This is a genomic window from Actinomadura sp. J1-007 (genome assembly GCF_009793335.1).
GTDB lineage: Bacteria > Actinomycetota > Actinomycetes > Streptosporangiales > Streptosporangiaceae > Spirillospora > Spirillospora yumaensis.
On the sequence record NZ_WING01000001.1, the window covers coordinates 708,229 to 720,457 of the forward strand.

Sequence of the window (12,229 nt, forward strand, 5' to 3'; positions counted from 1 at the left end):
GACACGGCCGCGCGTTCTGTCGGACCCGCGAGGCAGGATGGGGACATGACCGCTGACGTGCTCGAACGCTTCTCGCCTGCGACCCGCGCCTGGTTCGCCGGGGCGTTCGCCGCGCCCACCGCCGCGCAGGCCGGGGCGTGGGCGTCGATCTCCGGCGGCGACAACACCCTGGTCGTGGCCCCGACCGGCTCGGGCAAGACCCTCGCGGCGTTCCTGTGGTCCCTCGACCGCCTGTCCGCCGCGTCCCCGGCCCCGGCCCCCGCCCCGGCCCCCGCCCCGGCGGCGTCCTCCGAGGAGCCCGCCGCCTCGAAACGCCCCGCGAAGGCCCGCGCCCGCGAATCCGCCGCGCACGGCCAGGCGAAGGAAGGCCAGGCCCCCGATCCCCTGCGCCGCTGCAAGGTGCTGTACGTCTCGCCCCTCAAGGCGCTCGCGGTCGACGTCGAACGCAACCTGCGCGCCCCGCTCACGGGCATCCGGCAGGCCGCGCGCCGCCTCGGGCTGCCCGAGCCCGACATCCGCGTGGGCATGCGGTCCGGCGACACCCCCGCCGACGAGCGGCGGCGCCTGGCCGTCAAGCCGCCCGACATCCTCATCACCACGCCCGAGTCGCTGTTCCTGATCCTGACATCGCGCGCCCGCGAGTCGCTGCGCGGCGTCGAGACGGTCATCGTCGACGAGGTGCACGCGGTGGCGGGCACCAAGCGCGGCGCGCACCTGGCGCTGTCCCTCGAACGCCTCGACGCCCTGCTCGACCGGCCCGCCCAGCGCATCGGCCTGTCGGCGACCGTCCGCCCGGCCGACGAGGTCGCGGCGTTCCTCGGCGGCGCGCGGCCCGCGTCGGTCGTCCAGCCCCCGTCCGACAAGGTCTTCGACCTCGACATCGTCGTTCCCGTCGAGGACATGGGCGAGGTGGCCGACTTCGTCGGCGGCGCCGGGGAGGCCGACCCGCGCCGGCGCAGCATCTGGCCGCACGTCGAGGACCGCCTGCTCGACCTCATCGGCGCGCACCGCTCGACGCTCGTGTTCGCCAACTCGCGGCGTCTCGCCGAGCGGCTGTGCGGCCGGCTCAACGAACTCGCCTACGAGCGTGAGCACGGTGAGGCGCTTCCCGAGCACCACTCCCCCGCCGCGATGATGGCCGAGGCGGGCAGCGCCAGGGGCGCGCCCCTGGAGATCGCGCGAGCGCACCACGGATCGGTGTCCAAGGAGGAGCGGGCCGGCATCGAGAACGCCCTCAAGGAGGGCCGCCTGCCCGCCGTCGTCGCCACCTCCAGCCTGGAGCTCGGCATCGACATGGGGGCGGTCGACCTGGTCGTCCAGGTGGAGTCGCCGCCGTCGGTGGCCAACGGGCTCCAGCGCGTCGGGCGCGCGGGCCACCAGGTCGGCGCGGTGTCCAAGGGCGTCATCTTCCCCAAATATCGGGGCGACCTGGTGCAGACCGCCGTCGTCGCCGAGCGGATGCGCCGGGGCGAGATCGAGGAGCTGCGCTATCCGCGCAACCCCCTCGACGTCCTCGCGCAGCAGATCGTCGCGATGGTCTCGATGGACGAATGGACGGTCGACGACCTCGAAACCCTCGTCAAGCGCGCCGCCCCCTACGCGACGCTGCCCCGTTCCGCCCTGGAGGCGACCCTCGACATGCTCGCGGGCCGCTATCCGAGCGACGAGTTCGGCGAGCTGCGCCCCCGCCTGGTGTGGGACCGCGTCACCGGCGCGCTCAACGAGCGTCCGGGAGCCCAGCGGCTCGCCGTCACGAGCGGCGGCACCATCCCCGACCGCGGCCTGTTCGGGGTGTTCCTCGTGGGCGAGAAGGCGTCGCGCGTCGGCGAGCTGGACGAGGAGATGGTCTACGAGTCGCGCGTGGGCGACGTGTTCGTCCTCGGGGCGAGCTCGTGGCGCATCGAGGACATCACCCCCGACCGGGTCCTGGTGTCGCCCGCCCCGGGGCAGCCGGGCAAGCTGCCGTTCTGGCACGGCGACCAGCTCGGGCGGCCCGCCGAGCTGGGGCGCGCGCTCGGCGCGTTCGCCCGCGAGCTGGCCGCGCTGCCCGCCGACACCGCGCGCGAGCGGGTCTCGGCGGCCGGGCTGGACGACTGGGCCGCGGGCAACCTGGTCTCCTACCTCGCCGAGCAGCGCGAGGCCACCGGGCACGTGCCCGACGACCGCACGATGGTCGTCGAACGGTTCCGCGACGAGCTCGGCGACTGGCGCATGGTCGTGCACTCGCCGCTCGGGGCCCGCGTGCACGCGCCGTGGGCGCTCGCCATCGCGGGCCGCCTCCGCGAGCGCTACGGGGTCGACGCGCAGGCCATGCACGCCGACGACGGCATCGTGATCCGCATCCCCGACATGGACGAGGCGCCGGGCCTCGACCTCGCCGCCTTCGACGCCGACGACATCGAGCGGATCGTGGTGGACGAGCTAGGCGGATCGGCGCTGTTCGCGGCCAGGTTCCGCGAGTGCGCGGCCCGGTCGCTGCTGCTGCCGCGCCGCCGCCCCGACAAGCGGATGCCGCTGTGGCAGCAGCGCCAGCGCGCCGCGCAGCTCCTCGCCGTCGCGAGCAAGTACCCCTCGTTCCCGATCGTGCTGGAGACCATGCGCGAGTGCCTCCAGGACGTCTTCGACGTTCCCGGGCTCGTCCGGCTCATGCGCGACATGGCGGGGCGCAAGGTGCGCATGGTGGAGGTGGAGACCTCCGAGCCGTCCCCCTACGCGCGCTCGCTGCTGTTCCACTACGTGGGCGCGTTCATGTACGAGGGCGACTCGCCCCTCGCCGAACGCCGCGCCCAGGCGCTCGCGCTCGACTCCGCCCTGCTGTCGGAGCTGCTCGGCCAGGCCGACCTGCGCGAGCTGCTCGACCCCGAGGTCGTCACCGACACCGAGCTGGAGCTCCAGCGGCTCTCCGCCGACCGGCGCGCCCGCGACCTGGAGGGCGTCGCCGACCTCCTGCGCGCCCTCGGCCCGCTCACCACGGCCGAGGTCGCCGCGCGGACGGAGCCCGAGCACGCCGCGTCGGCGCCCGCCTGGCTGGTCGAGCTGGAGGGCACGCGGCGCGCGATCCGGGTCCGCGTCGCCGGGGAGGAGCGCTGGACGGCCATCGAGGACGCCGGACGGCTCCGCGACGCGCTCGGCGCACCGCTGCCCGTCGGCGTTCCCGAGGCGTTCACGGAGCCGGTCGGCGATCCCCTGGGCGACCTCGTCTCCCGCTACGCGCGCACGCACGGGCCGTTCCGCGCCGCGGACGTCGCGTCCCGTTTCGGGCTGGGCGTGGCCGTCGTCGCCGAGGCGCTGCGCCGCCTCGCCGGGGCCGGACGGGTCGTGGAGGGCGAATTCCTGCCCGTGGAGACGGTTTCGGGGCCGCTCACCAGCGAATGGTGCGACACGGGCGTCCTGCGCACGCTCCGCCGCCGCTCCCTCGCGCGCCTGCGCGCGGAGGTCGAGCCGTCCCCGCCGGAGGCGCTCGGACGGTTCCTGCCCGTCTGGCACGGCATCACGGGCGGTTCGCGCCTGCGCGGGATCGACGCGCTCGTCCAGACGATCGAGCAGCTCCAGGGCGCCGCGGTCCCCGCCTCGGCCCTCGAATCGCTGATCCTGCCGTCCCGGGTCGCGGGCTACAGTCCGGCGATGCTCGACGAGCTGACGTCCGCGGGCGAGGTCGTGTGGGCGGGCCAGGGCGCCCTGCCGGGCGGCGACGGATGGGTGTCGCTCTACCTCGCCGACACCGCGCCGCTGCTCATGCCCGAGCCCGCCGACATCACCCTGACGCCCGTCCACCAGGCGGTGTTGGACGCCCTCGGCGACGGCGGCGCGCTGTTCTTCCGCACCCTCTCCGACCGCGTCAACGCCGGCGGGGCCACGGCGGCCGACCACGACCTGGTCACCGCCGTGTGGGACCTGGTCTGGTCGGGCCACCTCACCAACGACACCCTCGCCCCGTTGCGCGCCGCGCTCGGCTCGGGGCGTCCCACGCACCGTTCCCGTACGACGCGGCGCGGCCGGCCCGTGCTGCCGTCGCGGACGGGTCCGCCGACCGTCGCGGGACGCTGGTGGCCGCTCCCGGCGCGCGAGACCGCGCCGACGCTCCGTTCGCACGCGCTGGCCGAGTCGCTGCTTGAGCGCTACGGCATCGTGATCCGCGGCGCCGTCGCCGCCGAACGCACCCCAGGGGGATTCTCCGCCGTCTACCCGGTCCTGCGCGCGTTCGAGGAGAGCGGACGGTGCCGCCGGGGCTACTTCGTGGAAGGGCTGGGCGCAGCGCAGTTCGCGCTGCCCGGTGCGGTCGACCGGCTCCGGGCGCTGCGGCCGTCCGCTTCGCCCGCCGTCCCCGACGATCTCGGCGCGCTGTGGGAGACGCCCGCGCCGGGCCGCAAGGCCGCCGAGGGCCGCCGCGCCCTGGTGCTCGCCGCCGCCGACCCGGCCAGCCCGTACGGCGCGGCGCTGCCCTGGCCCGCCCGCGACGAGGAGGTCGCGAGCGGACACAAGCCGGGGCGCAAGGCCGGCGCCCTCGTGGTCCTGGTGGACGGCCATCTCGCCCTCTACGTCGAACGGGGCGGACGCACGCTGCTCACCTGGGACGACGACCCCGACGTGCTGCAACCCGCGGTCGACGCCCTGGCATTGGCCGTCCGGGAGGGCGCGCTCGGCAAGCTCACCGTCGAACGCGCCGACGGCGAGTCCATCGCCGCCTCGCCCTTGGCGGCGGCCCTGGAGTCCGCCGGCTTCCACCCGACCCCCCGCGGCCTCCGCCTCCGAGCCTGACCCCCACCGGACGGACGGTCCTCGCCGTGTACCGGCCCCTCACCCGACGCCCGTCCCTCGCCGGGCGGACGGTCCTCACCGGGCGGACGGTCCTCGCCGGGCGGACGGTCCTCGCCCGGGGTGCCCGGGACGCCGATCATGGCGACGGCGGCGGCGCAGACGGCCATGCCCGCGAGGGCGAGCGGGGCGAGGGACGTGCCGAAGCCCAGCCAGCCCCACAGCATGGTGGCGGGCGGGGTGAGGTAGAGCAGCGCCGAGACGCGGGTGACGCCGCTCCTGCGGACGTTCACCCAGTACAGGCCGTACCCGCCGAACATCGCGAGCACGACGAGCATGGCGATCGCCGCCCAGAACCGCGCGTCGGCCGGCGGCGCGAGGCCGCCGTCGGCGGTCGCGAGGCCGGTGAACAGCACGGCGCTGATCCCCGCCTGGATCGCCAGGCCGTCGACGATGCCCGCCGTCGGGCGCGTGCGCCGCTCGACGAGCGTCGCGGCCACGAGCGACAGCATCGCCGCGAACGGCAGCGCGTACGCCCACAGCGGCACGTCCGGGTTGACGCCGAGGTCGCCGCCCACCACGAGCGCCACGCCGACGAGGCCGACCGCGAACCCGGCGATCTGCCGCGCGCCGGTCGGCTCGCCGAGCAGCGGCACCGCGAGGGCGACGGCGACGACGGGCTGCAACGCGCTGATCAGCGCTGTCGTGCCCGCCGGGACGCCGTGACCGGCGGCGGCGAACACGCCGTACAGGTAGCCGGCCTGCCCCAGCGTGCCGATCACCAGGTGCAGGAAGAGATCGCGGCGGGAGACGCGGGAGCGCCGCCACGCCATCCAGCCGAGCAGCAGCGGCGCCGCGACGAGGAACCGCCAGGCCAGCAGGCCGCTCGTGGACGCGCCCGCCCGGGTCCCGAGCTCGGCGCCGATGAACCCCGAGCTCCACATCACGACGAACCCCGCTCCGAGCAGGGCGTCGGCACGGCCGGTCGGTGATGACACGGAAACGGACCTCCCTAGGTATACACACCGGTATAGCTACAACCTATCTATACCGGTGTGTATACTTGCGGTGTACTTTCCGGGTGAGAAGGAGCACACCGATGTCCGTGGTCGAGCAGGGCAGGCCGCTCACGCCCGCCGCCCAGCGCGTGCTGGACGTCGCCGGCACGCTGTTCTACGAGCGCGGCATCGGCGGGGTCGGCATGGAGCTGATCGCCGCCGAGGCCGGGGTCACCAAGAAGACCGTGTACGACCGGTTCGGCTCCAAGGAGGCGCTGATCGTCGCGTACCTCCGCACGCGCGACCGGCGCTGGCGCGCGTTCGTGACCGAACGCGTCACGGCGGCCCCCGGCCCGCGCGCGGGCATCCTCGCCACCTACGAGGCCCTGGACACCTGGCAGCGGCGCCACAACGCCAGGGGCTGCTCCATGGTGAACGCCTGCGCGGAGCTTCCCGACCCGGAACATCCCGTTCACCGCGTCGCGGCGGAGGAGAAGGCTTGGCTGCGCGACGTCTACCGCAGGCTGGTCACCGAGGCGCGCTACGACGACCCCGAAAGTCTGGCCGACCGCCTCCTGATCCTCCACGAAGGGGCGATCGTCACGTACAGCATCGGCGGGCTCCCCGACTCGGCCCGCATCGCCCGCGACACGGCCGACGCCCTCCTGCCCCGCTGAGCCCCGCCCCGACGGAACCCGGCCCCGAAACGACGCGTCCCCCTAGCGGCACCCCCTTGAGCGCTAACCGCGCCCCTTAAACCGCTAGCGGCGGCCCTTGAAAAGGGAGATCAGGCCGCGTAGGGCTCGTTCGTCCAGGGAGCCGAACGGGTTGTCGTGCACCAGGTACGTCCACGTGGCGGAAGGGCGCTTCATCCCGGCCGCCGCCAGGTCGATGCCGTCCTCCTTGGTGGCGGTCAGGGCCGTGAACGCCTCCACGGTGCGGTCGCGGGCGTCGCCGAGGAGCCTCTTGCCCGCCGGTACGGCCTCGGCGTTGAACTCGATCAGCGGGTCGATGCCGCGGCCCAGCGACCGCAGGTGGATGCCCTCGCGCAGGTCCCCGAGGAACGCCAGGTGCTCCGCCCAGCGGCGGTCCAGGTGGAACAGGGCGAGCTGGCGGGCGGCGTCGGCCACCGCCTCCTCGCCCGCGATCGCGACCAGTTCGGCGTGCCGTTCCGGGGCCCTCTCCGCCATGGCCCGGTCGGCGAGGTCGCCGCGCAGGATCCGGTCGCGCTCGGCCATGACCGTGCCGCGCTGGAGGCCGATGAGCTGGTTGTAGCGCCAGGTGTTGCGGTGCAGTTCGAGGTCGACGCCCTCGGCGACGCGCTGGGCGTGGCCGACGATCCAGTGCGAGCCCTTGTCGGTGATCAGCCCATCGTCGCCGGGCGCGCCCTTGGCCTTCTCGTCGGGCGCGTAGCGGGTGACCAGGTCGTCCTGGAGGCTGGTGAGGAACACCGAGCCGCCCGGGTCGCCCTGCCGTCCCGAACGGCCCCGGAGCTGGTCGTCGAGCCGGCTGCTGTGGTAGCGGCCCGTCCCGACCACCAGCAGGCCGCCCGCCGCGGCGACGCGGTCGCGGTCGCCGCCGTCCGCGCCGCCGAGCCGGATGTCGGTGCCGCGCCCGGCCATCTGGGTCGAGACCGTGATCGCGCCGTACGCCCCGGCCTCGGCGATGATCGCGGCCTCCTCCGCGTCGTTCTTGGCGTTGAGGACGACGCAGCCCAGCCCCGTCCGGCCGAGCCGCCGCGCGAGCCGTTCGGACTCGGCGACGTCGCGGGTGCCGACCAGGACGGGACGGCCCCCGGCGTGCGCGGCGGAGATCTCCTCGACGACCGCGACCTCCTTGTCGGCGGTGGTCGCGTAGAGGCGGTCGGGGGCGTCGTCGCGGACGCACGGCCGGTTCGGCGGGACGACCGCGATCTCCAGCCCGTAGAACTCGGTGAGCTGCCCGGCGACGGCGAGCGCGGTGCCCGTCATGCCGCAGCGCTCCGGGTAGCGGCCGATCAGCTCCTGGACGGTGATCGAGTCGAGGATCTCGCCGGTCGGGGACGCCTCCAGGGCCTCCTTGGCCTCCACGGCCGCCTGGAGCCCGTCCGGCCAGCGCTGGAGCAGCGCGACGCGGCCCCGCGAGCCGCTGACCAGCTTCACCGCCCCGTCGCGGACGATGTAGTCGACGTCCCGGTGCAGCAGCACCTCGGCGTGCAGCGCGACGTTCACCGCCGTGAGCGTGCCGAGATGGTCGGAGGCGTACAGGTCGACGCCGCCGAGGGCGCGCTCCACCTCGCGCGCGCCCGCGGGGGTGAGCTGGACGTTGCGGGCCTCGTCGTCGGTCGTGTAGTGCAGGCCGGGCCGCAGCCTCCGCACGAGGTCGGCGTACGCGGGGTCGGCCGGGTCCAGGTCGGCGGCCCCGGCGAGGACGAGCGGCACCATCGCCTCGTCCACCAGCACCGAGTCGGCCTCGTCCACGAGGACGACGGCGGGCTCGGGCAGGACCAGGCCGGCGGGGTCGGTGACCAGCCGGTCGCGCAGCAGGTCGAACCCGACCTCCGACACCGGCGCGTACGTCACGTCGGCCGCGTAGGCGTCCCGGCGGCGGTCGGGCGCCGAGGTCTGCCCGACCCAGTCGGCCGTCACGCCGAGCATCGCGTAGAGGGGGCCCATCCACTCGGCGTCGCGGCGGGCGAGGTAGTCGTTCACCGACAGCACGTGGACGCGGCGGCCGCGCATCGCGTACCCGGACGCGGCGAGCGCCCCGGCCAGGGTCTTGCCCTCGCCGGTCGCCATCTCGGCCACGTGGCCCGCGAGCATGGCGAGGGCGCCGACGAGCTGGACGTCGAAGGGCCGCTCCCCCAGCGTGCGCCGCGCCGCCTCGCGGCCGAGCGCGCACAGTTCGGCGAGGTCGCCGGCGTCGCGCGGGCCCCGGACCCGCTCTCGCCGCGCAGCGCGGTGGCGGCGGCGGTGATCTCGTCGTCGGACAGGGCGCGGACGCGGTCCTCGCGTCGGCCCGCCTCCTCGGCGATCGCCCGGAACGGCGCGGGGTCCACGCTCCCCGGCCGCTGAACGAGCCGCCGCAGCCGGTCACGCAACGCCATGACGGCCCCTCCGATGTTCGCTCACGCTTCCCCTCAACGGGTCCGCGCGGTCCGGCGTTCCCGTGGAGATGATCTCAGGGAGGACCGGGCGGCGGTACCCGCTCCCCAGGAGGTCTGACCCCGAATTCCTCCCTCAGGTGGATCCCTTTTCGGCAGTTGCTTGAAAGGATCGAGACATTACGGGGTTGCGGTGGCCAGGGGAAGAGTCACCGCGGAACGGGGAGTCGCCATGACACCGACCGCACGGCTGGCCGCCGCGCAGCGGCGCCGCCGCCAGATCATCAGCCAGACCGTCATCAGCCGGGCCATCCAGGACCCGAGGCGCACCGAGCGCCACGTGCCCGAGGCCACGGCCGCCAAGTAACCGCGCGCACCGGCCCGGCGCGGCCCGTTCCAGCGCTTCGCAGAGGCGGAACGGTCCCGGGCCGCTGCGGCGTGCCCGGCGCCAGGCCGGCGCCGGGCGCCTTGAGAGCCCGCCCTGAGGCGCCCCCACGCATCCGCCCGTGTGGGGGCGCTTCGGGGCGTCCCGCCCCCGCACCCGTCTCCCGACCGCCTCCGCCGCGACGCCCGCCCGCGCGGGGCGGGTCGGACGGCTCAGTTGGAGTTGGCGGAGAAGACCTCGTCGCGGGCCTGCTCCAGCGCGGCGTGGATGGCGCCGCGCAGCACCGGGTTGCCCTCCACCTCGGTCACCGCGACGGCGGGCCGGGTGGGGCTGAAGCGGCCCACGGCCCGTTCGATGCGGGTGGCGAGGGGTGCGCCGCCCGCCTCGCCGAGCTGTCCCGACAGGACGATCAGCCCCGGGTCCAGGACGATGTTGACCGAGGTCACGCCGTAGGAGATCCGGTTGGCCAGCTCGTCCAGGAACGGCCCGCCGCGCCCCTCCCCGCGGCGGCGGCGCGGACGCACTCGACGGCGGTGGGCTCGGCGATGCCGTGCTCGTGGGCGAGGTCGCGGACGGCGTCGGCGCCGACCAGGGAGCCGTAGCCGCCCGCGAGCGCGGGGATGCCCCAGGTGGACGACTCGGTGACGCCCTCCTCCACCGGTCCGCGCCGGGCGGAGGCGGACGGCAGCGGCGCGCCGGGGACGGGCAGGTAGCCGATCTCGCCCGCGCCGCCCCAGCGCCCCCGGTGCAGGCGTCCGCCGAGCATGACCGACAGGCCGATGCCGCGGTCGAGCCACATGAGCGCGAAGTCCTCGGCGTGCCGGGCGGCGCCGTAGGCGCGCTCGGCGAGGGCCGCAAGGTTGACGTCGTTCTCGATCGTGACCGGGCGGCGCAGGTCGGTGCTCAGCGCGGCGAGGACGCCCTCGTGCCAGGCGGGCAGGTCGAAGGCGAACTGGACGTCGCCCGTGCGGGGGTCGACGACCCCCGGGGTGCCGATGACGAAGGCGCTGAGCCGCGAGACCGCGACCTTGGCCGAACGGCACGCCTTGACCACCGCGCTGTGGACCATCTTGACGGGGTCGTCGGCGCCGTTCAGATCGACGGTAACCTGGGCCGCGACACAGCCCGTGATGTCGGCGACGCCCGCGGTCACCCCGTCCGGGCCGACCTGGAGGCCCGCGGCGTAGGCGCTCGACGGCACGACGGCGTAGAGCGCGGCGTTCGGGCCTCGGCCGCCCGCCTGCTCCCCGACGACCTGGACCAGTCCGCGCTCCTCCAGCCGGGAGAGCAGTTGGGAGGCCGTGACCTTCGACAGGCCCGTGTGCTCGCCGATCTGGGCGCGGGTCAGCGGCCCCTGCCCGAGCAGCAGGTCCAGGGCGGCGCGGTCGTTCAGCTCGCGCAGCAGCCGCGGTGTCCCCGGGCGTCTGGCCATGGTGCGACCCCTCGATGTCTCAATCCGCTAACAAGCGGTTATGTTTAGGAAAGTTTCTTGTTAGTTTACCCGCAAGCGCCCCGGCGCCCCCTACCCGGGGAGCGGGGCGCGCGCAGAGCGCCGACTGGCGAGCAGGGCGCCCGCGGCCGGTGCGAAGAACAGCCGGGCATGGCTGGACCCTAAAGGGTGCGGGCCCGGCTCGACCCGTACCGCGGCCGGACGGCCACGCGAGGCGATGCCGGAAAGGATCCCCCGAAGTGAAGTACACCAAGATTGCGGCCGTGAGCGCCGCGATCGCCCTGGCCGCCACGGCCTGCGGCGGCGACGACAAGGACGACGCCGGCTCGACCAAGGACCCGGCGACGCTCAAGGTCTGGATGATGGGCGAGGGCACGCCGGAGCAGACCAAGTTCCTGGACGGCGTCGAGACCGAGTTCAAGCAGAAGCACTCGGGCACCGACGTGCAGATCAAGTACGTCCCGTGGCCGCAGGTCGCCACCACGTTCCAGAAGGCCGCGGCGGGCGGCGAGGGCCCGGACGTGACCGAGGTCGGCAACTCCGACGTCCAGTCGCACATCGAGCAGGGCTCCCTCGCCGACATCACCGACGAGTTCAAGGGCTGGGCCGACGGCAAGACGCTCAACAAGACCGCCCTGGAGAACGACGGCGCGAACGGCAAGACGTACGCGGTGCCGTGGTACGGCGGCGTGCGCGGCATCTGGTACCGGACCGACTGGTTCCAGGAGCTGAACATCCAGCAGCCGAAGAGCTGGGCCGACCTCGTCGCCGCCGCGAAGAAGATCCAGGACGCCAAGAAGGTCCCGGGCATCGGCGCGCCCACCGACCAGACCAACGCCCTGCTCAGCTTCATCTGGGGCAACGGCGGCGAGGTGGCCACCAAGGACGGCGGCAAGTGGGCGGGCAAGCTCGACCAGCCGCAGGCGGTCGAGGCCGTGAACTTCTACGCCGGCCTCGTCACCAAGGAGAAGGTCGCCCCCGAGAAGTACATCGGCAAGAACGAGCTGGAGGGCCCGCAGCGGGACTTCCCGCTCGGCAAGCTCGGCATGTACATCGACGGGAGCTGGGCGCTCAAGGAGATGAAGAAGATCTCCGAGAAGAACGCCGACAAGTGGGCGGCGTTCCCGATCCCGTCGAAGGCCGGCGGCAACGCGCCGGTCATGGCGGGCGGCTCGGACGTGGCCGTCTGGAAGGACTCCAAGGCCAAGGCCGCCGCGTTCGACTACATCACCGTGCTCAACAACGCCAAGAACGCCAAGTCGTGGGCCGACATCAGCGGCTTCTCCTCGATGCGCAGCGACGTGACGTTCTCCGACCCGAAGCTGGCGGTCTTCACCGAGATCGCCGGGAACACCAAGTTCCCGCCGCTCAGCGCGGGCTGGGCCGAGTTCGAGCAGGCCAAGAAGGTGCTCCCGAACTCGCTCAAGGCGATCATGCAGGGCAAGGCGGCCGACAGCGAGCTGAAGAAGGCGAACGAGCAGGCCAACACGCTGCTCAACCCCTGACGGCCCACCGTTCCCGCTGACCCGGACGGCGGGACGGACCGGCGCCCCTCCCGC

General features: G+C 74.3%; 6 protein-coding genes and 2 pseudogenes. 5 read left to right on the forward strand and 3 right to left on the reverse strand.

What is annotated here, in order from left to right; translation table 11 throughout:
• Positions 1-45 precede the first annotated feature (45 nt).
• Positions 46-4,758, forward strand: coding sequence for an ATP-dependent helicase (locus GEV43_RS03205; protein WP_160819409.1), 4,713 nt, complete (start codon positions 46-48; stop codon positions 4,756-4,758).
• Positions 4,759-4,952: 194 nt separating this feature from the next.
• Here GEV43_RS03205 and GEV43_RS03210 read toward each other — a convergent pair.
• Positions 4,953-5,699 (reverse strand): annotated as a pseudogene (locus GEV43_RS03210) (DMT family transporter); the annotation flags it as partial.
• 155 nt (positions 5,700-5,854) lie between these two features.
• Here GEV43_RS03210 and GEV43_RS03215 point away from each other — a divergent pair.
• Positions 5,855-6,430 carry a TetR/AcrR family transcriptional regulator gene (locus GEV43_RS03215; RefSeq protein ID WP_160819410.1) on the forward strand — a complete coding sequence of 192 codons (576 nt, stop codon included), beginning with the start codon at positions 5,855-5,857 and terminating at the stop codon, positions 6,428-6,430.
• A gap of 84 nt (positions 6,431-6,514) precedes the next feature.
• Here the strand turns inward: GEV43_RS03215 and secA2 are convergent, their stop codons facing one another.
• Positions 6,515-8,635, reverse strand: a complete 2,121-nt coding sequence (gene secA2 / locus GEV43_RS03220) for an accessory Sec system translocase SecA2 (RefSeq protein WP_309239996.1) — start codon at positions 8,633-8,635, stop codon at positions 6,515-6,517.
• On the opposite strand from secA2, the gene GEV43_RS54565 reads away from it, so the two are divergent.
• Positions 8,540-8,806, forward strand: a complete 267-nt coding sequence (locus GEV43_RS54565) for a hypothetical protein (RefSeq protein ID WP_160819411.1) — start codon at positions 8,540-8,542, stop codon at positions 8,804-8,806. The two genes, secA2 and GEV43_RS54565, sit on opposite strands and share 96 nt — an antisense overlap.
• Before the next feature lie 261 nt (positions 8,807-9,067).
• Complete coding sequence (locus GEV43_RS53590) at positions 9,068-9,202, forward strand: hypothetical protein (protein WP_302930636.1); 135 nt, start codon at positions 9,068-9,070, stop codon at positions 9,200-9,202.
• A 230-nt stretch (positions 9,203-9,432) separates the two neighbouring features.
• On the opposite strand, the pseudogene GEV43_RS03230 reads toward GEV43_RS53590, so the two are convergent.
• Positions 9,433-10,652, reverse strand: a pseudogene (locus GEV43_RS03230) (ROK family protein).
• A 281-nt stretch (positions 10,653-10,933) separates the two neighbouring features.
• On the opposite strand from GEV43_RS03230, the gene GEV43_RS03235 reads away from it, so the two are divergent.
• Positions 10,934-12,175, forward strand: a complete 1,242-nt coding sequence (locus GEV43_RS03235) for an extracellular solute-binding protein (RefSeq protein ID WP_309239424.1) — start codon at positions 10,934-10,936, stop codon at positions 12,173-12,175.
• Positions 12,176-12,229 lie beyond the last annotated feature (54 nt).